A 22,208-nucleotide genomic window follows, 5' to 3' on the forward strand; every position below is an offset into this window, starting at 1 on the left:
CGTCCCTGTTGTTGTTCGCTGTTCTTGTCCTATGGAGTGGCGACTTCATCGCAAATACGCAAATGCAACTTCGCAAAAAGTGTGGAACTGCGCGGGCTTGCAAAGGACGCCGAGATGATTTGCAAAGTTGCGAATGGCTGAGAAGCTTTTCCTGGGCGCAAAGCTGCGCAAGCTGCGCGAGGCGCGCGGCTGGACACTGGAGGCCTGCGCCGAACGGCTGGGCCTGTCGCCGTCCTATCTGTCGCAGATCGAGACCAACCAGCGCCCCGCCACCGCGCGGGTGCTGATCGCCCTGACCCGCGCCTTTCACGTCGACGCCAGCCTGTTCGACCTGGAGGGCGACGCCCGCCTGATCGCCGACCTGCGCGAAGCCACCACCGATGTCGCGGGCCCCATTAGCGGGGGCGCGGAGCCGCCCACAGCCGCCGAACTGAAGCAGGCGGTGGCGAACACCCCGCGCCTGGCCCGCCAGTTCCTGGCCCTGCACCAGACCTTCCGCCGTCTGGATGAGCGGGTGAAGGCGCTGGACGACACCCTGGGCCGTGACGAACACGGCGCCAGCGTCGCCTTGCTGCCCTATGAGGAGGTGCGGGACTTCTTCCACTATCGCGACAACTACATCGACGCCCTGGACACGGCGGCGGAAGGGCTGTCGGCGTCGGTGGCGCGCGACGGCCAGATCGAACGGGCTTTGGAGACGGTGCTGGCGAACCTGCATGGCGTGCGGGTGGTCGATGTGGCGGGCCAGGCGGCGCTGCGCCGCTACGACCCCGCCAGCCGCGTTCTGACGCTGGACGCCTGGCAGCCCGGCGCGACCCGGTCGTTTCAGTTGGCGCACCAGTTGGCCCTGCTGTCGTTCCGCGACCTGATCGAGACCGAGCTTGACCAGGCCGCTTTCCGCACCGACACGGCGCGCGACGTGGCCCGCGTGGGCCTGGCCAACTACGCCGCCGGCGCCCTGCTGCTGCCCTATCGCGCCTTCCTGGAGGCGGCGCGTCAGGAAAAGCACGACATCGACCGGCTGCGGACCCGGTTCCAGGTCAGTTTCGAACAGGTCTGCCATCGTCTGTCGACGCTGCAGCGACCCGGCTGGCGCGGCGTGCCCTTCTATTTCGCCCGCGTCGACATGGCCGGCAACATCACCAAGCGCCACAGCGCGACGCGCTTCCAGTTCGCCCGCTTCGGCGGCGCCTGTCCCCTGTGGAACGTGCACGAAGCCTTCGCCACGCCGGACCGGATCGGGGTGCAGCTGGCCGAGATGCCGGATGGATCGCGCTACATCTCCATCGCCCGCAGCGTGTCCAAGGCCAGCGGCTCCTATCTGGCCAACGACCGCCGCTACGCCCTGTCGCTGGGCTGCGAGGTCGAGCACGCCGGGTCGCTGGTCTATGCGGCGGGCCTGGACCTGAACGGCCCGGCGACGCGAATCGGCGTCAGCTGCCGCATCTGCGAGCGCACCGATTGCACCCAACGCGCCTTTCCGCCGCTGGACCGCGCCTTGCGGGTGCCCGAGAACGAACGCGGCGTCATCCCCTATGTGCTGGATGGTCCGCGCCCCGACCGCTATTGATCGCGGACATGACTTCAAACGCACACATTGGCGTCGCCGTCGTCGGCTACGGCCTGGCCGGACAGACGTTCCACGCACCGCTGATCCAGGCCACGCCAGGCCTGGCCCTGCGCGCTGTCGTCTCCTCGCGGCCCGAGGCCGTGCACGCCGATCTGCCGGATTTAGAGGTGCTGCCCGATCTGGACGCGGCCCTGGCGCGCGCCGACATCGGCCTGATCGTCGTGGCCACGCCCGACGCCCTGCACGCCGAACAGTCGATCGCCGCCCTGAAGGCCGGAAAGTCTGTGGTGGTGGACAAGCCCTTCGCCGCCGCGCTGACCGAAGCGGAAGGCGTCGCCGCTGTGGCGGCCCAGGCGCCGGGCGTCTTCAGCGTCTTCCAGAACCGTCGCTGGGACGCCGATTTCCTGACCCTGCGCCGCCTGCTCGCCGAGGGCGAACTGGGCCAGATCGCCGTGTTCGAAAGCCATTACGACCGTTTCCGCCCCGCCGTGACCGACCGATGGAAGGACAGGCGCGACGGCGGGGTCTGGGCCGATCTGGGGCCGCATCTGGTCGATCAGGCGGTCCAGCTGTTCGGCCCGCCGCTGGGCGTCTACGCCGATCTGCAGGCCCAGCGTCACGGCGCGGCGGCCATCGACTACGCCCACGTCCTGCTGCGCTACGACCGGCTTCGGGTGATCCTGAACATGGGACACCTCGTCGCCGAATCCGGCCTGCGCTACGTGGTGCATGGCGACCGCGGCAGTTTCATCAAACACGGCCTGGACCCCCAGGAGGGCCAGTCCAAGGCGGGCCTGCGTCCCGGCGACGCGGACTGGGGGATCGAACCCTGCCCCGGCGTGCTGACCACGATCAGGGACGGCCGGCCCGTCCGCACGACGCCTGCGCCCGAACGCGGCGACTATCCGGCCTTTTACGCCGCCATGCGCGACGCCATCCGGGGCGAAGGCCTGCCGCCCGTCCCCGCCGATCAAGCCCTCGCGGTGATGCGCATCCTCGACGCCGGCCTGCGGAGTTCGGCCGAAAGACGCGAGATCGCGCTTTAACACCTGATCCCGGCCGTCATCTCCAGTCACACCTGCCCGCCCGCAAGCCGGTTGACGGGACTCGACGCAACCGTCGCAGGCGGTCGCGTCGTCAACGATCGACAGACGACCGGCTTCCGTCGCCGCTGGGTTCGTGCGATGGCGGGGCATGACTAAGACGACGCCCAAAACTCGACCCAAGGCGCGCCCCTTCCCGACCCTGGCGCTGGAGACCGTGCTGATCCAGCGCGTCGGCGGCCTGGTGTGCGGGGTGGACGAGGCGGGGCGCGGTCCCTGGGCGGGGCCGGTGTCGGCCGCGGCCGTGATCCTGAACCCCGACGATCTGCCCGCCGGCATCGACGACTCCAAGGCCCTGACCGAAAAGCGCCGCGCCGCGCTGGAGCCGGAGATAAAGACCCGCGCCGTCGCCTGGGGCGTCGGCTTCGCCTCGGTGGAGGAGATCGAGGACCTGAACATCCTGCACGCCACCGGTCTGGCCATGTGCCGCGCCATCGAGGCGCTGGCGGTCCAGCCCGTCGCGGCCCTGGTCGACGGCGCCTACCGGTTCAAGCTGCCGTGCGAAATCCAGACGGTGGTCGGCGGCGACGGCCTGTCCCTGTCCATCGCGGCCGCCTCGATCCTGGCCAAGACCGCGCGTGACCGGCTGATGATCGACCTGGACGCCCAATATCCCGGCTACGGCTTCGCCGCGCACAAGGGCTACAACGCTCCGATCCATCAGCACGCCCTGAAAACGCTTGGTCCCTGCCCCGCGCACCGGCGGGGCTGGTCCCCGATCAAGGCCCTGCTGGAAGAGGCCTGACCGCGCGTCAGATATGCATGAAGCCGCCCAGCAGGGCGCCCAGCAGGGCCGCGACCGCTGCACCCGCCACCATCATCATCCAGCGCGGCGGCGGCGACAGCTCCGGCTCCTGGTCGACCGGCTCGACCGGGGCGACGGGTTCGGCCGACCGGGCGTAGCGGGCGGCGTTGTGGGTGAAGACGGGTCGCGCCTGGGCAGGGGACGTATCCCAAGACCGGTCCGCCCGGGCCTCGCACGGCGGCGCCCAGGAGCGCGGTTCGGCCGGCGCGACCGTGCCTTCCGCGCCGATGTCGGCGTCGGCGCGGGGCCTGGGGCGGGCGGTGTCGAAACGCGGTTCCATGCACCGACAACGGCAGGCCCCGATTCGCGTTCCAGGGTGAGTCGTGTTGTTTTTCCGACGATTATGCGGCGACCGGCAGGGCCACGGGCCGGTCCGTCACCACGAACAGCTGCTCCACATTGCGCAGCCGCCCGACCTGTCCGACCTTCTCGCCCTTGGGATTGTGGATGCCGATCCGGGCGCCGACATAGCGGGGATGGGCCACCTCGATCACCTGCACATGGCCCCGCAACGACAGCATCTCGACCAGTTCGGCGCGGCTCAGATAGCCCTCGTCGTTGAAGCTGACGATCAGGTTCGGCGCCCGGATCCGCTCCACCACCGACCGCAGGGCCGGGCCGATGCCGGGGCGGCTGTTGAAGGCGCTCTTGCGGGTCCGCACGTCCACCCGCTTGTTGGCCACCCCATAGGTCTCGGGCCGGTCCCACAGCACCAGGCTTTCCCAACAGTGGTAGTTGGCCAGATAGGAGTGCTGGTTGTAGGGCGGGTCCAGATAGACCAGGTCGGCCTCCACCTGATCGGCCATGGCCACCGCATCGCCCTGGGTCGCCCGACAGGGGCCGCCCGCCACGGCCGGAACCAGGTCCGGCGTCCGCAACTCCAGCGGCTTCAGCGCGCGCGGCGCCCACTGCTTCATATAGGCCATCTGCACGCCGGCCGTGGAATCCACCCGGTCGGCCGCCTCCATCAGGCTGACCAGGACGATGGCCTTCAGTTCGGGCTCCAGCCCCATCGCCTCGATCCGTTCGCGCATCGCGTCGATCCGGGCGCCGTTGTCGGGGTGGAAATAGCGGGCGTCGCGGCAGAAGGCCTGAGTGAACCAGCCGGCCTGGGGCTTAACCGTTCGCAACTCGGCCAGCACCGCCTCGGCCCGCGCGATCCACCGCGCCCGATCCGCCTGGACATAGGTCGTCGCCAGGGCGTGGGCATAGGCGTTCACATCGTTCGACCAGACCTGGAATCCCTGCTTCTTCAGGGCGTGGCCGACCCTCGCCGTGCCGGAGAACAGGTCGCAGACCCGCCCGCCCTGCGGCAGCACCCCCGCCACCGCCCCGGTCACATGGCCCAGCAGGGCGCGCTTGGAGCCGATGTATTTGATCATGCCGCCGCCCGATTCATCGCCGCAGCATAGCCGCTTCGCCGCGAGGCGACAGATCGCACGCAGCCGAACGCCGTCCCGCGCATTGTTAAGCTGGACCGGGCGCATCGAGCGCCCGCCGCAGACAGCGGACCTATCGGGGATTTGAACATGGCGATGACCGTCGCGGACCTTCTGGCCCAGACCCTGGCCTCGGCTGGGGTGAAGCGGATTTGGGGCGTAACGGGCGACAGCCTGAACGGCCTGAACGACAGTCTGCGCCGCTTCGACGACATCGAATGGATGCACGTGCGCCACGAGGAGACGGCCGCCTTCGCCGCCGGGGCGGAGGCCGCCGTCACAGGCGAACTGGCCGTCTGCGCCGGCAGTTGCGGACCTGGGAACCTGCACCTGATTAACGGCCTGTTCGACTGTCATCGCAACCGGGTCCCGGTCCTGGCCATCGCCGCCCACATCCCCTCGTCCGAAATCGGCTTGGGTTATTTCCAGGAGACCCACCCGCAGGAGCTGTTCCGCGAATGCAGCGACTTCTGCGAACTGGTGTCCAATCCGGCCCAGATTCCCGGCGTCCTGGCCCGCGCCCTGAACACGGCGGTCGGCAAGGGCGGGGTGGCGGTGATCGTCCTGCCCGGCGACGTCGCCCTGGCCCGGGCGCCGGACGGCGCCTCGCCTGACTGGAGCGCGCCCGCGCGCGCCCGCATCAGCCCCGCCGCCGAGGACGTGACGCGCGCCGCACAGATGCTGAACGGCGCCGACAAGGTCGCGATCCTGGCCGGCAGCGGCTGCGCGGGCGCCCACGACCAGGTCCTGGCCCTGGCCGAGGCGCTCCAGGCCCCCGTCGTCCACGCCCTGCGCGGCAAGGAGCACGTCGAATGGGACAATCCCTACGACGTGGGCATGACCGGCCTGATCGGCTTCTCGTCCGGCTATCACGCCCTGATGAACTGCGACGCCCTGGTCATGCTGGGGACCGATTTTCCCTATCGCAACTTCTACCCGTCGGACGCCAGGATCATCCAGATCGACCGCGACCCCTCCGCCCTGGGCAAGCGCGCCCATCTGGCGCAAGGGATCGTCGGCGACGTGGCGGAGGCCGTGCCCGCACTGATTGCGCATCTGAAGACGGATCGCTCCCCGCGCTTCCTTCAGGCCGCCCGCAAACACTATGCGGAGGCGCGCAAAGGGTTGGACGAACTGGCCCGCCCCGCGCCGGCGGACCGCCCCATCCATCCGCAATATCTGACCGCCGTGATCGACCGACTGGCCGCTCAGGACGCCGTCTTCACCGCCGACGTCGGCACCCCGACCGTCTGGGCGGCGCGCTATCTGACCATGAACGGCCAGCGGCGGCTGCTGGGCTCTTTCAACCACGGCTCGATGGCCAATGCGATGTTGCAGGGCATCGGCGCCCAGGCCGCGGCCCCCGGCCGCCAGGTGATCTCCCTGTCCGGCGACGGGGGCTTCACCATGATGATGGGCGACTTCATCAGCCTGTCGCAACTGGGCCTGCCGCTGAAGGTCGTGGTCTACAACAATGGCTCGCTGGGCTTCGTGGCGATGGAGATGAAGGCCGCCGGCTTCCTGGACGTGGGGACCGAGCTGAAGAACCCGGACTTCGCCGCCATGGCGCGAGCGATGGGCGTCGCCGCCTTCCGCGTCGAGGCGTCGAATCAGGTCGAGGATGCGGTGGCCCAGGCCCTGGCCCATCCCGGCCCCGCCCTGGTGGATGTCGTCACCGCCGCCCAGGAGTTGGTCATCCCGCCCAAGATCAAGAAGGAACAGGCCAAGGGCTTCAGCCTGTTCATGCTGAAGGCCGTCATGAACGGCCGCGGCGACGAGGTTCTGGAATTGGCGCGCACCAATCTGTGACGGCGCGACGGAAGGTGTCTGGACTTGAGGGGATGCGCGGGCGATGTCACCCTTTCGCAACGGCGGAAAGGGTGGCGATGAGGTTGAGGAGGTTCGGACGGCGCAGGCTTGGCCTGTCGATCCTGACCGGCGCGTTCGCCCTGACGCCGACGACCCTGGCCTGGGCGCAGGAGCCGCCGGCGACGAACGGCGTCGCCCTGTCGTTCGAGGCGGCCGCGGCCCGGCTGGACGGGGTGTCCAGCGTGCGCCGCGCGGCCGACGCCAATGTCGCGGCGGCCCAGGCCCAGGCCGGGGCGGTCGCCACCCTGAACCGCCCCACCGTGTCGCTGGACGCCCAGCTTTTGCGCTATCAGAAGACGTTCGACATCGACCTGTCCGACGCTCTGGGCCAAGCCCAGGATGTGGCGGGCCAGCTTCTGCCCGGCCTGATCGGCGATCTTCCCGGCGTGCCGGGCGACATCCTCCAGACCATCAACGACCGGCTGCAGCAGGCCCTGCCCGAGTTCTTCGCCAGCCTGCCGGGCAACGTGCGCCTGAGGACCGCCGACACCGTCTTCCGCCCCGTGGCGACGGCGGTGGCGCCGATCTACACCGGCGGGGCCATTCCGGCGCTGCGCGACGCGGCCGGGGCCAATGTGGAGATGGCCCGCGCCCGTCAGGCCGAGGCGGGGGATATCGAGAGCGTCAACCTGGTCCGCGCCTATTTCGGCCAGACCCTGACCCTGGAGGCCCTGACCATCGCGCGCGACACCCGCGATGGTTTCGACCTGCATCTGCGCAACGCCCGGCTGATGGAGCGCGAAGGCGTGCTCAGCGCCGGCCAGCGGCTTCAGGTCCAGGTCGCCCGCGACGCCGCCCAGCGTCAGGTCGACCGCGCCGAACTGGAGCACGATACGGCGGTCCAGAGCCTGGCCCGGCTGATGGAGGTGGAAGGCCAGGTGCGGCCCACCAGCCCGCTATTCGTCAACGCTCAACCCGTCGCCCCGGTCGACGACTTCATCGCGGCCGGGGCGGCCAACCATCCCCGGATCGCCCAGGCCCAGGCCGGGCGCGACCTAGCCGAGGCGGGCGTCGATCTGGCCCGATCGCGGTTCAAGCCTTCGGTCTTCGCCTTCGGGACCTATAATCTGAACCCGGACCACGCCCTGCCGACAGAACCGGACTGGGCCGTGGGCGTGGGCGCGCGCATCACCCTGTTGTCGTCGCTGGATCGGGGCCGGATGCTGGGCGCCGCCCAGGCCAGGGCCCAGGCCGCCGAACAGGTCGAGCGCGGGGCGCGCGGCGAGGTGCGCCTGCTGGTGATCCGCGCCTATAATCTGGTCGAACTGTCGCGCCGCCAGTTCCTGTCGCTGGACTCCAGCCTGGCCGCCGCCGAAGAGAACCTGCGCATCCAGGACTTGTCCTTCCGCGAGGGCGAGGCCCCGGCCTCGGCCCTGATCGACGCGCGCAATCTGTTGGGGACGGCCCGGCTCCAACGCGCGGCCGCCGCCTATGAATACGAACTGGCCCTGGCCGCCCTGCTGGCCGCCAGCCGCCGCAGCGACCAGTTCGCCGACTATCTCAACCGCGCCGACCGGGTGATCGCCCCATGACCGACCCTGCCCCCGTCGACGCCCCGACCGCCCCGCGCCGGCGGCGCCGCGCGACGATAAGGACCGTGCTGATCGGCGCCGCCGTTCTGGCTGTCCTGATCTTCATCGGCGTGGGCCTTTATCTGGCCGCCCGCCCGGCCGCGCCCCAGGTCCAGGGCATGGTCGAGGCCGAAACCTTCACCGTGGCGACCAAGGCCCCCGCCCGCGTGGAGCAGCTTCTGGCCTCGGCCGGCGACCGGGTCGCCAAGGGTCAGGCCCTGGCCATCCTGTCCAGCCCCGAGATCGAGGCCCGCGATCAGCAGGCCGTCGCCGCTCTGCAAGGCGCCGAGGCGGTGCAGCAGCTCAGCCGCCTGGGCGCGCGGGCCGAGGACGTGCGGTCGCTGGAGTCCATCTGGCGCAGCAGCCAGGCCGCTTCGCGACTGGCGGCCCAGACCGCCCGGCGGGCCGAAAACCTTTTCGCCGAAGGGGTCATCTCGGCTCAGCGACGGGACGAGGCGGTCGCCGCCCGCGCCGCCTCGGCCGCCCAATCCGAGGCGGCGCGCCAGCAGTATCTGAAGGCCGTCGCCGGAACCCGCGAACAGGACAAGGCCATCGCCGACGCCCAGGTCGCCGCCGCCCGAGCCGGCGTCGGCGAAACCCAGTCGCTTCAGAGCGAGACCCGCCTGGTCGCCCCCGTGGCGGGAGAGATCGCCGAACGCTTCGCCAACCCCGGCGAACTGGTGTTGATCGGGGTGCCGGTCTTCACCGTGATCGACCTCGGCCGCGTCTGGGTCTCGTTCAACCTGAAGGAAAGCGACTTCGCCGGGCTGAAGATCGGCCAGACGGTGCGGGGCGACATCCCGGCCCTGAACCGCAAGGCCGCGCCCTTCCGCGTCACCTACATCAGCCCCCAGGGCGACTTCGCCACCTGGCGCGCCACCCGTCAGTCGCGCGGCTATGACGTGCGCAGCTTCGAGATTCACGCCGAACCCGTGACGCCGGTCCAGGGCCTGCGCCCGGGCATGAGCGTGCTGTTCGACTGGCCCGCCCGGTGACGAGCCCGGCCGGGCGGCGGTCGGGCGGCGTCTTCGCCCGCGCCCTGCGCGCCGAGATCGCGCACCTGGCCCGCAGCCGCTGGGACCAAGTCCTGCTGGTCGTCATGCCCTTGGCGCTGCTGGGCGCGGTCGCGGCCATGCTGTTCCAAGGCGTGGTGCGCGACGCGCCGGTCGCGGTGGTGGACCAGGATCATTCCGCCTTCAGCCGCGCCGCCATCCGCAACATGCAGTCCAGTCCAGGCCTGCGCGTCGTGGCTCAGCCCCCCGATCTCCAGGCCGCCTGGCCCCTGATGCGCGCGGGCCGAATCTACAGCGTCGCCTATATTCCCAAGGGGATCGAGCGGAACGCCTTTCGTCAGTCCGACGCCCTGATCGTCTATTACAACGGCGCCTTCCAGACCGTCGGGGCGCTGGCGTCCACGGCCCAGACCCTCGCCCTGGCCGAGGCGGCCGCGCCGATGATCCTGGAACGGGCGCGCGCCGCCGGCCTACCCGCCGCCGAGGTGAAACCGCCGGCCGTGCAGGTCACGCTGCTGGGCAATCCCCAGCTCAGTTTCGAACTGTTCCTGGGCGGCCTGATCGCGCCGGGCGTGCTGCATCTGCTGATGGCCTGCGCAGCGGTGATGGGCGTGGGGCGCGAGTTGCGCGGCGGATCTCTGATGGCCTGGTCGGCGCGAATGGACGGCCGGCTGGCGGCCGCCCTGGCCGGCAAGCTGACGCCTTATGTCGTCGTCTTCACCCTGTGGGGCCTGGCCTGGATCGCCTGGCTGTGCGGCTGGCGCGGTTGGGGGGTCGAAGGCAGTCTTGCCATGCTGGCCGCCGGCCTGGTCGCGCTGATGGCCGTGACGGCGGCGCTGTCGGCCCTGCTGGTCGCCCTGACCGGCGACATGGACGTCGCTTTTTCGGCCACCGCCATCTACGCCGGGGCCGCCATCGCCTTTTCGAACGGCACCCTTCCCCTGAACCACGGTCCGGTCTTTTCACAGGTCTGGAGCGCCATCCTGCCCTTCACCCACTATCTGCGTCTGCAGAGCCAGCAGATGGTGCTGGGGTCCGACCTGGCCGCCTCGCTGCCGTCCCTGCTGATCCTGGCGGGCGTCGCCCTGGCCGCCTTCGCCCTGGCCGTTCCCCTGGCGCACCGTCTGGCCCGCCGGGCGCCCAAGGCGGAAGATTTAAGCCTGGAACTGCCGCCCCGCAGCTTCGGCGGCGCCTTCCTGGGCGGCTTGGCAGGGATTTTCAAACATCGCCCCCTGTCCAGCACCCTGCTGCTGGCGGTCGTCGCCTACGCCTTCTACTATCCGCTGGCCTATGCCGGTCAGACGCCGGTCAAATTGCCGCTGGCTATCGTGGATCAGGACGACTCCGCCCTTAGCCGCCGACTGGTGAGGGAGATCGCCGCCACCCAGGCCCTGGACCCCGTGGCCATCGTTCGATCCCCCGACGAGGCCGAGCGGATGATGCGCAACGGTCGGGTCGACGCCGTCCTGAACATCCCGTCCCGCTTCGAGGCCAGCCTGGTCCACGGCGACCCCAAGGGCGTGGGCCTTTATCTGAACGGCGCCTATCTGGTTCGCGTGACGGCGATGGGCAAGGCCCTGGCCGGCGCGGCGGCGGCGGCGGCCGAACACGCCCTGACCCCCGTATCGGAGGCCGCGCGCCTGGCCGAACGCGCCCCGTCCGTGGTGCAGCGCCCGCTCTACAACACCGCTGAAGGCTACGGGAGCTACGCCGTGCCGGCGGTCAGCGCCATCATCCTGCAACAGACCCTGCTGCTGGGCGCGGCCTTGTTCGCGGGCCTGCGGCGCGAGACCGGCGCACAGCCTCTGGCCTTGTGGGGCTTTCTGGGCCTGTGGGCGGCGCTGACCACGGTGGGCTGCCTGTCCAGCCTGTTCTATTTCGGCTTCGTCTTCTGGTTTCAGGACTACCCCCGGATGGGCGACCTGGCGGGAGTGCTGCTGGCCACGCCGATCTTCGCGGCGGGCGTATCGGCCCTGGGACTGGCCATCGGCAGCCTGTTCGACCGGCACGAGCGGGCCATGCAGATCCTGGTCGGGACCTCGGTGCCGCTGTTCTTCCTGGGCGGCGCGGCCTGGCCCCTGTTCCTGATGCCCCAGCCCCTGGCCTGGCTGGCGCATCTATCGCCCTCGACCTCGGCCATCCAGGCCTTCGTCAAGCTGAACGCCGCAGGCGCCCGCATCCCCGAGGTCGCCCCCGAACTGCTGACCCTGCTGCTGCTGGCGATCCTGTTCGGCGTCCTGGCGGGCTGGCGCCTGACCCGTCCGGCGCAGGCCTAGGCTTCGGCCGGGCCTGAGCGACGACCCCGACCTTCTCCCCCCGTCGGAAGTGTTCGTCGCCGACCGCGGAGCGGTCGCGCTGAAATCCGCTGGTGCGGGCGGCCGGGATCGAACCGGCAAGGACTTTCGTCCGGCAGATTTTAAGTCACACATGCCAGCATCAAATGTCTGATACTTAAAGTATTTATATCACAAGACCGGTTGACTGTGTAGCGATCTGTGCAAGTCAGGTGCGAGCGACCGGGTATCATGCTACGGCATCCGCCGTGCATGAGGCCCGCGCGGCCGCGCGGGATTGAGACACCTCAAAAGCTAAATTCGTCAGCGTCAGCTAAGCGCCAGAAGCGGTCATTAGATCAAAGCCTGAAAGCGGACTTCAATTCCCGCGATGCCGCAGGGCGTCGACGATGATCTGGAACGCCAGGAGGTTCTGCCGCCGGCTGGGGTAGTAGAGGAAGTAGCCGTCGAAGGGCGGCGACCAGTCGTCCAGAACCACCTCCAATTTATCTAAGGCGATCGACGCCTCCGCCATGCTGTCCGGCACATAGGCGATGCCGAAGCCGCTGATCGCCGCGTCGATCATGGCGTAGGAGTTGTTGAAGGTCAGTTGGCCGTCCACCCTGACCCTCAACTCCTTCCCGTCCTTCTCGAACTCCCAGGCATAGAGGCCGCCGGCGCTTTCCTGGCGCATGTTGATGCATCGGTGGCGGACCAGGTCCTGCGGATGCTTGGGCCGCCCATGGCTAGCCAGGTATTCGGGCGAAGCCACCGCCACGAGGCGCCAGTCAGGTCCAATACGGACCGCGATCATGTCCTTCTCGACGCTTTCGCCGAGCCGGACGCCGGCGTCGTAACCCTCCTCGACAATGTTGCGGAAGCTGCTGTCCAGCAGCAGTTCGACGCTGATGTCCGGATAGGCCTGGAGCACGGGCTTCAGCTTGGGCCAGACTACGGTCTGCAGGGCATGGTCGGACAGGGTCAGCCGGATTGAGCCGGACGGTTTGTCGCGAAACGCCGTAAGCGCCGCGATCTCCTCCTCGATCTCGCTCATGCGCGGGGCGACGGTCTGCAGCAGCCGCTCGCCCGCGACGGTCGTGGCGACGTTGCGTGTGGTCCGCGTCAGCAGACGAATGCCCATCCGGGCTTCAAGCTGCTTGATCGCATGACTGAGCGTCGACTGCGCCACGCCGAGCCGCGCCGCCGCCTTGGTGAAGCTGCGCTCCTCGGCGACAGCCTGGAACCAGGTCAGTTGATTGAAGTCGGTCCGTTCCACGGGCGGTCTCCTCCTCGGCGCTGCGTCAGACTATTCGTTCATATCGATTAGTTCATGCCGATTAGGACGACTAATCGCTTTGTGCGTTCGCCGATAGAAGTTCGGCCATGATCGAAGTCGCCCTCACTACCGATACGACCGTCAAGCCCGCCGCCGCCTGGGGCGCGGTCCTGTCTATGGCCCTGTGCGTGGCGATGCTGATCGCCTCGGAATTCATGCCAGTCAGCCTGCTGACGCCGATGGCCGAAGGCCTCGGCGCAACCCAGGGCCAGACCGGGCAGGCGATTTCGATCAGCGGCCTGTTCGCGGTCGCAGCCAGCCTGCTCATCACCACGGCGGCCGGACGGCTGAACCGCAAGTGGGTCCTAGTCGCCATGACCGCCCTGATGCTGGCGTCGCTGGTGCTGGTCGCGGCCGCGCCGAACTTTGCGGTGCTGATGATCGGCCGCGCCTTGCTGGGCATCTGCATCGGCGGCTTCTGGGCCCTGGCCACAGCCGTCATCATGCGCCTGGTTCCCAAAGACGACGTGCCGCGCGCCCTGGCCCTGATGTACGGCGGCCAAGCCATCGCTGCGGCTTTCGCCGCGCCGGTCGGCAGCTATCTCGGCGACCTGTTCGGGTGGCGCGAGGTGTTCTGGGCGCTGACGCCCATCGTCGCCGTCAACCTGATCTGGCACGTTGTGGCCCTACCCTCCCTGCCTGCGGGCCAGCGGCAGGACTTCCGGGCCATGTTCAGCCTGCTGAAGCGGCCGTATTTCCTGATCGGCATCATCGCCTCGATGCTGTCCTGGGGTTCGGCTTTCACCATGTTCACCTATCTGCGCCCCTTCCTGGAGCGGGTGACGGGGGCGAACGTGACGGTGCTGTCGGTCCTGCTGCTGGTGCTGGGCTGCGCGGGCTTCGTCGGCACCTGGGCCTCCGGCCGTTTCCTGAAAGGCGATGTCGCCCGCCTTCTGCGGCTGCCAGCCCTGCTGATGGGCGGCTGCACGCTCGGACTTCTGTTCCTGGGCGGATCACCGTTCGCGGCCGGCGTGCTGCTGGCGCTGTGGGGCGCAAATAACACCGCCATGTCGGTGATCTGGATGACCTGGATGTCCCAGAACGCCGACGACGCGCCGGAAGCCGCAGGCAGCTTGATGGTCGCCGCCGTCCAGGCCTCGATCCTGCTCGGCGCTGTGGCGGGCGGCTGGCTGCTGGACGGCTTTTCGATCCGGGCGACCTTCATCGGCAGCGTGGTCCTGGCCGGGGCAGCGCTGGTCCTGATCGGCAACGGCCGCAGGCTGCTGAAACCCCGATGACCGACATGAACGAGGAGATAGCCATGACCACCTCAGACACGAGCCGACGCAACCTTATGAAACTGACCAGCGCCGGCGTCGTCGCCGCAGCCGCCGGGTCGCTCTTCAACACGTCCAATGCAAAGGCGCAGACCATGCCCAACGACTGGGACAAGCTTTTCCCCAAAAGCGAAATCGTCGACCACCAGAAGGTCACGTTCAGGAACCGCTACGGCCTCACGCTTTCGGGCGACCTCTATCTGCCCAAGGCTCGCAGCGATCAGCGCCTGGCCGCGCTGGTCGTCGGCGGGCCGTTCGGCGCGGTGAAGGAACAGTCATCGGGCCTCTATGCCCAGACCATGGCGGAGCGCGGCTTCGCGACCCTGGCCTTCGATCCGTCCTTCACGGGGGAAAGCGGCGGAGAGCCGCGCAACATCGCTTCGCCCGACATCAACACCGAGGACTTCAGCGCAGCGGTCGATTTCCTCGGCCTGCATCCGTCCGTCGACCGCGAGCGCATCGGCGTCATCGGCATCTGCGGTTGGGGCGGCATGGCCCTGAACGCCGTCGCCGTGGACAAGCGGGTCAAGGCCGTCGTGGCCAGCACCATGTATGACATGACCCGCGTCATGTCCCGGGGCTACAATGACAGCGTGACCGCCGAAGAGCGCGCGCAAACCCTGGAGCAACTGAGCCGGCAGCGCTGGCAGGATGCAGAAAACGGCGCGCCCGCTTATGGCCCGGCCATGAACGAGCTGAAGGGCGGCGAAGCCCAGTTCCTGGTCGACTATCACGACTATTACAGGACGCCGCGCGGCTTCCACCCGCGCGCGGTCAACTCGAACGGCTCGTGGACGGTCACCAACCCGCTGTCCTTCATGAACATGCCGCTCCTGACCTACATCAAGGAAATCTCGCCGCGCCCGATCCTGCTGATTCACGGCGGAAAGGCCCACTCGCGCTACTTCAGCGAGACCGCCTATGCCGCTGCGGCTGAGCCGAAGGAACTGATGATCATTCCCGGCGCCAGTCACATCGATCTCTACGACCGCCTGGACGTGATCCCGTTCGACAAACTCCAGTCCTTCTTCGAGCAGCATCTTGTCTAAGGGCGCGGCGTTATGATCCCGCGTCGTCCAATCCGGCTCGTGATCGGCCTGACGATCGCCGCACTGTTCCTGCCCGTCGCGCCGACGGCCGCACAGTCGATCAAGGAGGCCCCTATGATACTCCACCGCAACGGAACCCAGCCCTCACAGAAGGGGCCGGCCGAGTGGTTCACCGGCACGGTTCGTATTGATCCGCTCAACACCGCGCCTGCCCCCGCGCGTCACGGCGCCGCCAGCGTGACCTTCGAGCCCGGCGCGCGTTCCGCCTGGCACACCCATCCGCTGGGTCAGACCCTGGTCGTGACGTCCGGCGTCGGCTGGACCCAGTGCGAAGGCGAACCGATCGTCGAAATCCGCGCCGGCGACGTCGTCTGGTGTCCGCCCGGCCATCGCCATTGGCACGGCGCGTCACCGACCACAGCCATGACGCACATCGCCATCCAGGAGGCCCTGGACGGCAAGATGGTCGAGTGGATGGAGCATGTGACCGACGACCAATACCTAGCTGGACCGCCAACAGCGGACGGCGGGCGCTGAAATCATGCGGGCCTGGAGACAGCCGCTCGCCTTGCTGGCCGTCGCCGTTCTCGCCGCCGCCTGCAGCGGGCCGACGTCCGACGCCTCGGCCGGTGAGCCGAGCCGTTCGGAGCAAACCGTGGATGAGCCGATGAAGATCAGAATTATCGCCGCCGATCAGACGTTCACGGCCGTGCTGGATGACAGCGAGGCGGCGCGGGACCTCGCCGCCCTCCTGCCGATCGAACTGACGCTGAGCGACTACAACCGCACGGAGAAGATCGCCGACCTGCCGCGCGCGCTTTCCACGGCTGACGCGCCCGAGGGCGTCGCCCCCGTAGCCGGCGACATCGCCTACTACGCCCCCTGGGGCAATCTCGCGATCTTCTATCGCGACTTCGGCTACTCGCGCGGCCTGGTCCGCCTGGGCCGCCTCGAAGGCCACATCGAGGCGCTGGCCAAGATCGACGCGCCCGTCCGCATCGAACTTATTCCTCCCCGAACCTGATCAGAAGGCGAAACCCATGCTTGCCACTGTCCTTCACGGCCCCGGCGACGTCCGCTTCGAAGATGTCGCCGAACCCCAAAACCTCAAGCCCACCGACGCCATCATCAAGCTGACGGCCACCTGCATTTGCGGTTCTGACCTCTGGCCCTATCGCGGCCTCCAACCGCTGGAAGGCCCCATGCACATGGGCCATGAATACTGCGGCGTCGTGGTCGAGGTCGGCGCCGACGTGAAGACCGTCCGCCCCGGCCAGTTCGTGGTCGGCTCCTTCTGCATCTCGGACAACACCTGCCCGCATTGCCGCCACGGCTTCCAGTCCTCCTGCGAGCAGCGCGAGTTCATGTCGGGCGCGCAGGCATCCTACGCCCGCGTGCCGCTGGCCGACGGCACCCTGGTCGCCACCGAGACCATCCCCGACGACGATCTGATCCCCAGCCTTCTGGCCGTGTCGGACGTTCTGGGCACGGGCTGGTACGCCGCCGACGCTGCACGCGTTCAGCCCGGCTCGACGGTCGCGGTCGTCGGCGACGGCGCGGTCGGACTGATGGGCGTTCTGGCGGCCAAGCAGATGGGCGCCGAGCGGATCATCGCCATGAGCCGCCACAAGAGCCGCCAGAACCTGGCGCTGGAATACGGGGCGACCGACATCGTCTCCGAGCGCGGCGACGACGGCGTCGCCCGCATCAAGGAACTGACCAAGGGCGTCGGGGCGGATTCGGTTCTTGAATGCGTGGGCACCAACGAATCCATGCACCAGGCGATCAACTGCGCCCGACCCGGCGGCGCTGTCGGCTTCGTCGGCGTCCCCCACGGCGTCGAACTGAACGGCGAGTTCCTATTCTTCGCCCAGAAGAGCCTGATGGGTGGCCCGGCCCCGGTGCGCCGCTTCCTGCCCCACCTGATGGACCTCGTCCTCAGCCGCAAGATCAATCCCGGCAAGGTCTTCGACCTGACCTTGCCGATTGAGGACGTGGCCGAGGGCATAGCGGACGTTAGCTGCCAAGCAGCCGATGACCACGGCCAAGTCGGCAAATATCATTTTGACATTTTTCGGACACGTTCACGGCCAGTCAACTAAACGCTCTCATCTTGCCTGGATGCGAGATGAAGACTGGACCGATATTGCACGCCGCCGCGTCCGGGAGTTTCCCATCCGGCTGTTATTCAGCGTGGGAATCGCGGCAGCCGTCTTTCTACATGACGCGGCAGCGTGGCCGGTCATTTGGTTGATTGCGACAGTCGCCGCGCAACTCGCCACGTCCTGGATAAGCGCGCCGATGCGTAGGGAGGTGTTTGTCGCACCCCACTGGCGTAAACAGCTTTTTGTCGCGTCTGTCGTTGTCAGCACCACCGTGTTTGCGAGCGTCGCGCCGTTGGCATGGTTCATGGAAGGTTGGTAGGGGCGAGTGCTCGCCGTCACTGTGCTTGCGGGTGGGGTGATGAATGTGCGGTTGCACGCCAGTTCCTCCGCCGCAATGGTTTGGGCTGCTACGGCGCCGTTTGGCCTGCTGCTTGTGGCCTTGCCTCTGATTTCGCTGGTGACCGAGCCGGGCAAACCGACCGCTGCCTTCGTCTGTCTCGCCAATTTCATGTACTTGGCTCATCTCGCTGCGGCGACGCGACAGGGACTGGCGGACAGCAGGGCCGTATCGGCATCGCTGGATCTCGCGGAAAAGACGTCTGAAGCGTTGAAGGCCGCAGCTGAAAAAGCGGGGGCCGCCAACCAGGCCAAGTCGGAATTCTTGGCGAACATGAGCCATGAGATACGCACGCCCCTTAACGGGGTCATGGGGGTGGCCGGCGCACTGGCGCGTACGAATCTTGATTCAAATCAGCGTGAAATGGTCCACTTGATCGAGGGGTCCGCGAAAACTCTAGAGACGCTTCTCACGGATATTCTCGATCTTGCGAGGGTCGAAGCGGGAAAGCTCACCGTCTTGGCCGAGCCCTTCAACGTGGCTGACGCCGTCAATACCTGTGCGGCGTTGTTCGACCCTCAGGCCCAGGCAAAGGGGCTGGACCTTCAAGTCGTCGTCCATCCCGACGCTGCTGGCGCTTACATAGGCGACGCCGTGAGGGTCAGGCAGATCATTGCCAATCTGCTGAGCAACGCCGTCAAGTTCACACGCAGCGGGAGCATCCACCTGACAGTGGCCGCGAAACCTGACGCCTCTCACACCCGCTTCACCATTAAGGTTCGAGACAGCGGCATCGGGTTCGATGCGACCGCGCAAGCAAAGCTGTTTTCCAGGTTCGAGCAGATTGATGGGTCAATCACCCGGAGCTTTGGCGGGTCAGGCCTGGGTCTGTCGATTTCCCATGCACTGGCGGGTGCTATGGGAGGGCAGCTGACCGCAGATGGGGCTCCCGGACAGGGGGCGACCTTCACGTTGATCCTGGATTTAGCCAAGGCCCCTTCAAATACTCAGGCCGTTCGAGCCGACGAGGAAGATCAAATCGAAGCTGCGCCTTTACAAGGCGTCCGCATTCTTTTGGCCGAAGATCATCCCGTCAATCGCCGTGTCGTCGAGCTTATCCTGGGCGCGGCCGGGGCCAGTCTGACGTCCGTCGAGAATGGCGCCGACGCCGTCAATACGGCAAAATGCGAGACCTTCGATCTGATCCTTATGGATATGCAGATGCCGGTTATGGACGGCCTCACTGCCATCACCAAAATCAGGGCGTTAGAGGCAACGGGCGAGGTTCTCACCACACCGATCTACGTGCTTTCGGCGAACGCAATGCCAGAAGATGTCGCGAAGTCTATGGCAGCTGGAGCCGACGGGCATATCTCCAAGCCGATAGAGGCGACACGTCTATTGGACCAAGTGTGTCAGGCGATCACGGCAGTTCGGTCAACTGAGCTCGCCAACGTCGCCTGACAACCCCTGGCTGACGTCGACCGCAACTGCTTTCCGGACTGGGGCCAACGTCCGCTTTCGGCCTCTGGACTGAAATCGACCCTAAGCAGACATATTCCGCCAGGGACCACGGCGGCGCAACCCAAGCGGAAGTCGCCAAGACACTATTCCACGATCCTGACGTCGGCTTCGAACCTCGGCGGGATAGTCGGGTGGTTACGACAGCGCTTCGTTCATGTCTTGCAGCAGCCGTGTGAGGGCTGCGATCTGGTCTGGTCTGATTGGAAGTTGCCGGACGACTTCGCGTCGTACCGAGAGTAGCTCCTGACGAAGTCCCCCCGCCTTTGTTGTCGCCTGGACCCACACCCGTCTCTTATCGCGATCGTCGCGTTTACGGGTGACAAGCTCTGCTTTCTCCATGCGTTTAATGAGGGGGGTCAATGATCCCGTCTCCAACGAGATCCGATCTCCCAAGTCGCCCATGGTCGTCGGGCCGTCGAGTTCCCATAGCGCGATAAGGACCAGATACTGCGGGTGCGTGAGGCCAAGCGGAGCCAGGAGCTTTCGGTAAAGCCGCGTAATGAGACTACTGCTCGTTTGGAGCTCCAGGCAGAGCTGTTGATCGACATGAAGCTCCGACTAATCGTCGGGTTCTGCAAACTGTCGCGTTGAGCTCATCAGGCCGATCCGAGAGGGAAAGGGTCAACGCTAACACTGCGGCCCGCAATTAAATCAAGTTTGATACCATCACTGTTAAGGTTCTTGTCTGAATATGAGATCGGCCCTCTCGGGAGCCGATTGGAGATGATGATGTTCGGCTTCGGATCAAAGACTCGCACAGTGCAGCAGGCTGTTGAGGCGGAACGGCGCAGCATGGTGGACGCCTTGCATCGCTCCCAGGCGGTGATCCAGTTCGATCTGGATGGAACGGTACGCGAGGCGAACCAGAACTTTCTGTCGTTCATCGGCTATGAGCTCAGCGAGATCGTCGGACGCCATCACCGGATGTTCGTCGATCCGGCCGAGGCGCAGACGCCGGCCTATGCCGAGTTCTGGCGTCGATTGAACGCCGGCGAGTTCGTGGCGGACAAGTTCGTACGCTTCGGCAAGGGCGGCCATCGGGTGGTGATCGAGGCCAGCTACAATCCGATCCTGGACAGCGACGGGCGTCCCTACAAGGTGGTCAAGTTCGCCACGGACGTGACCGCCGTCGAAGAGGAGCGCGAACGCCGGGCCGAGGCGGACCGTCAGGCCGCGCAAGTTCAGGCCGCCGTAGTCGAAGGCACAGCCAGGGGGCTGTCGGCCATGGCGGCCGGCGACCTTTCCTATCGCATCCAGGACGACTTTCCGAGCGACTACGCCGTCCTGCGCGACAACTTCAACCAAGCCATGGCGACGCTGGATCAGGCGCTGGGCGTAATCGGCGTCAACGCCGGGTCGATGCAGTCGGGCGCACAGGAGATCGGCAGCGCCGCCGAGGATCTGTCACGCCGCACCGAGCAGCAGGCCGCCAGTCTGGAAGAGACGGCCGCCGCGTTGGACCAGATAACCGCCACCGTGCGCAAGACGGCTGAGAACGCCCAGGCTGCCGACACTGTCGTGACCCAAGGCCGGACCCAGGCCGAGACCGGCGGCGTGGTGGTCCAGAAGGCCGTCGCCGCCATAGGCGAGATCGAACGCTCGTCCAATGAGATCAGCCAGATCATCGGCGTGATCGACGAGATCGCCTTCCAGACCAATCTCCTGGCCCTGAACGCCGGAGTCGAGGCCGCCCGTGCGGGCGAGGCCGGTCGTGGCTTCGCCGTCGTCGCGTCCGAAGTACGGGCCCTGGCGCAGCGTTCGGCGGAATCGGCCAAGGAGATCAAGACGCTGATCTCGGCCAGTTCCAGCCAGGTCAAGGACGGGGTGGTTCTGGTGCGTCAGTCGGGCGAGGCTCTGACCGGCATTGCGGGGCGGATCGAAGAGATCACGACCCTGATGAGCGAAATCCGCGCCTCGACTCAGGAGCAGGCGGTGGGTCTGGCCGAGGTCAACACCGCCGTGAACCAGATGGATCAGGTCACTCAACAGAACGCGGCCATGGTCGAGCAATCGACCGCCGCCAGCCTGAGCCTGAGCCGCGAAGCCGCCGAACTGGCCGAACTCGTCGGCCGCTTCGAAACCAGCCAAGTCGCCAAGGCGCCGACGCCGATCCACAAGGCCCAGGCTCGCGTCGAAAGCTTCGCCCGCGCTCATACCGCCCCTTCGCGCGCCCGTATGGCGCCAGGGCGTAATGGCCCGGCGCTGGCGGTCGTGGCGTCGAGTTGGGAGGAGTTCTAAGAAAAAAGCCGCTTCCGGCATAGATCGAGCCCTTACCTCCATAATGTGCCGCACATTGAATGAATGCCCTGGGTCAGCGGAGGACTGACCGCAAGCCATAGCCAATGGCCGCTTCCCACCCGTTGCAGACGCTCACGGCGTCTGCTTGTGTAACGGCTAGCTGGCAAGGAAATCCAGATGTCGTCCGCACTCCCCGACGTAGATCGGTGGGCCAAGGCACCCGCAGTTTTCTCGATAGTGGCCACGGCGTTAGGGGGAGTGTTGGCTACGTTCTGGTGCTTGATCGCCGGGTTATGGACATTCAGCACGGCTGAATACGGTGCATTTGCCGGAATAACGACCATCACAGCTGTTCTGCTCGGAAGCCCAGTATTGGGTTTCCAATTGGCTTCGAGAGGCAGGATGATGTGGTCGTCGGTTGCGACCCTGCCAGCCCTCTTCCTCTATTGTGCTACGCTGATCGCCGTCGTTTGGTGGTGACGTCCGCTTTCCACAGTTCTGAGACATAGGGCAGTCCGCTTTACGGCGGGCCGCCCCAAGCCTGCTCAGAGGTCGATCTGCTCTGAAATCTCCAGCGCGTCGTCGACTTCGATGCCGAGATTGACGTGCCCCTGAGAATTTCCTCCACGCGGAGCTAGAGTCCGGCCCTTGAAAGGACGGACGGAATGAAACGAGCGAGATTCACGGAAGAGCAGATCA

19 protein-coding genes are annotated in these 22,208 nt (G+C 67.0%); 15 read left to right on the forward strand and 4 right to left on the reverse strand.

Annotated features, from left to right (window positions below):
• Positions 1–133: 133 nt before the first annotated feature.
• The 3 genes from DI624_RS05195 (at position 134) to DI624_RS05205 (ending at position 3,418) form a co-directional block, all read left to right on the forward strand.
• Positions 134–1,570, forward strand: a complete 1,437-nt coding sequence (locus DI624_RS05195) for a short-chain fatty acyl-CoA regulator family protein (RefSeq protein WP_291536450.1) — start codon at positions 134–136, stop codon at positions 1,568–1,570.
• Between the two features lie 8 nt (positions 1,571–1,578).
• On the forward strand, positions 1,579–2,616 hold the full coding sequence (locus tag DI624_RS05200) for an oxidoreductase (RefSeq protein ID WP_291536451.1): 1,038 nt from the start codon (positions 1,579–1,581) through the stop codon (positions 2,614–2,616).
• A gap of 148 nt (positions 2,617–2,764) precedes the next feature.
• Entirely contained in the window at positions 2,765–3,418 is a 654-nt protein-coding gene (locus DI624_RS05205; protein ID WP_291536452.1) for a ribonuclease HII, read from the forward strand.
• Between the two features lie 7 nt (positions 3,419–3,425).
• Here the strand turns inward: DI624_RS05205 and DI624_RS05210 are convergent, their stop codons facing one another.
• Positions 3,426–3,758 (reverse strand): hypothetical protein, encoded by a 333-nt coding sequence (locus DI624_RS05210; protein WP_291536453.1) that lies wholly within the window; start codon positions 3,756–3,758, stop codon positions 3,426–3,428.
• Positions 3,759–3,819: 61 nt separating this feature from the next.
• Positions 3,820–4,860 (reverse strand): DNA adenine methylase, encoded by a 1,041-nt coding sequence (locus DI624_RS05215; protein ID WP_291536454.1) that lies wholly within the window; start codon positions 4,858–4,860, stop codon positions 3,820–3,822.
• 147 nt (positions 4,861–5,007) lie between these two features.
• Here DI624_RS05215 and poxB point away from each other — a divergent pair, with 147 nt between their 5' ends.
• The 4 genes from poxB (at position 5,008) to DI624_RS05235 (ending at position 11,646) form a co-directional block, all read left to right on the forward strand.
• The gene (gene poxB / locus DI624_RS05220; RefSeq protein ID WP_291536456.1) at positions 5,008–6,726 is read left to right on the forward strand and encodes a ubiquinone-dependent pyruvate dehydrogenase; all 1,719 of its coding nucleotides are present in this window, start codon (positions 5,008–5,010) and stop codon (positions 6,724–6,726) included.
• Between the two features lie 77 nt (positions 6,727–6,803).
• Complete coding sequence (locus tag DI624_RS05225; protein WP_291536474.1) at positions 6,804–8,318, forward strand: TolC family protein; 1,515 nt, start codon at positions 6,804–6,806, stop codon at positions 8,316–8,318.
• Positions 8,315–9,352, forward strand: a complete 1,038-nt coding sequence (locus tag DI624_RS05230) for an efflux RND transporter periplasmic adaptor subunit (protein ID WP_291536457.1) — start codon at positions 8,315–8,317, stop codon at positions 9,350–9,352. Before DI624_RS05225 ends, DI624_RS05230 begins: the two co-directional genes overlap by 4 nt.
• Entirely contained in the window at positions 9,349–11,646 is a 2,298-nt protein-coding gene (locus DI624_RS05235) for an ABC transporter permease (RefSeq protein ID WP_291536459.1), read from the forward strand. The genes DI624_RS05230 and DI624_RS05235 overlap by 4 nt, the downstream gene beginning before the upstream one ends.
• 376 nt (positions 11,647–12,022) lie before the next feature.
• Here DI624_RS05235 and DI624_RS05240 read toward each other — a convergent pair whose 3' ends face one another.
• Positions 12,023–12,919 (reverse strand): LysR family transcriptional regulator, encoded by an 897-nt coding sequence (locus tag DI624_RS05240; protein WP_248116175.1) that lies wholly within the window; start codon positions 12,917–12,919, stop codon positions 12,023–12,025.
• A gap of 107 nt (positions 12,920–13,026) precedes the next feature.
• Here DI624_RS05240 and DI624_RS05245 point away from each other — a divergent pair, with 107 nt between their 5' ends.
• The 7 genes from DI624_RS05245 (at position 13,027) to DI624_RS05275 (ending at position 19,211) form a co-directional block, all read left to right on the forward strand.
• The gene (locus DI624_RS05245; protein WP_191558962.1) at positions 13,027–14,217 is read left to right on the forward strand and encodes an MFS transporter; all 1,191 of its coding nucleotides are present in this window, start codon (positions 13,027–13,029) and stop codon (positions 14,215–14,217) included.
• A gap of 23 nt (positions 14,218–14,240) precedes the next feature.
• Complete coding sequence (locus DI624_RS05250; RefSeq protein WP_291536465.1) at positions 14,241–15,305, forward strand: alpha/beta hydrolase; 1,065 nt, start codon at positions 14,241–14,243, stop codon at positions 15,303–15,305.
• 114 nt (positions 15,306–15,419) lie between these two features.
• Positions 15,420–15,842: a cupin domain-containing protein gene (locus DI624_RS05255; protein WP_191558967.1), complete on the forward strand. Its 423-nt coding sequence runs from the start codon at positions 15,420–15,422 to the stop codon at positions 15,840–15,842.
• A gap of 31 nt (positions 15,843–15,873) precedes the next feature.
• The gene (locus DI624_RS05260) at positions 15,874–16,329 is read left to right on the forward strand and encodes a cyclophilin-like fold protein (protein WP_291536468.1); all 456 of its coding nucleotides are present in this window, start codon (positions 15,874–15,876) and stop codon (positions 16,327–16,329) included.
• Positions 16,330–16,345: 16 nt separating this feature from the next.
• Positions 16,346–17,407 (forward strand): zinc-dependent alcohol dehydrogenase family protein, encoded by a 1,062-nt coding sequence (locus tag DI624_RS05265; RefSeq protein ID WP_248116169.1) that lies wholly within the window; start codon positions 16,346–16,348, stop codon positions 17,405–17,407.
• A complete protein-coding gene (locus DI624_RS05270; RefSeq protein ID WP_291536470.1) occupies positions 17,340–17,729 on the forward strand; it encodes a hypothetical protein in 390 nt (129 codons plus the stop codon). The genes DI624_RS05265 and DI624_RS05270 overlap by 68 nt, the downstream gene beginning before the upstream one ends.
• Positions 17,730–17,735: 6 nt before the next feature.
• Positions 17,736–19,211 carry an ATP-binding protein gene (locus DI624_RS05275; protein WP_291536472.1) on the forward strand — a complete coding sequence of 492 codons (1,476 nt, stop codon included), beginning with the start codon at positions 17,736–17,738 and terminating at the stop codon, positions 19,209–19,211.
• A gap of 195 nt (positions 19,212–19,406) precedes the next feature.
• On the opposite strand, the gene DI624_RS16095 is transcribed toward DI624_RS05275, so the two are convergent.
• Entirely contained in the window at positions 19,407–19,799 is a 393-nt protein-coding gene (locus tag DI624_RS16095; RefSeq protein WP_367142085.1) for a MarR family winged helix-turn-helix transcriptional regulator, read from the reverse strand.
• 231 nt (positions 19,800–20,030) lie between these two features.
• On the opposite strand from DI624_RS16095, the gene DI624_RS05280 reads away from it, so the two are divergent.
• Entirely contained in the window at positions 20,031–21,509 is a 1,479-nt protein-coding gene (locus DI624_RS05280; protein ID WP_224762270.1) for a methyl-accepting chemotaxis protein, read from the forward strand.
• The last annotated feature ends 699 nt before the right edge of the window (positions 21,510–22,208 follow it).

It is taken from the genome of Brevundimonas sp. (genome assembly GCF_003248455.1).
GTDB lineage: Bacteria > Pseudomonadota > Alphaproteobacteria > Caulobacterales > Caulobacteraceae > Brevundimonas.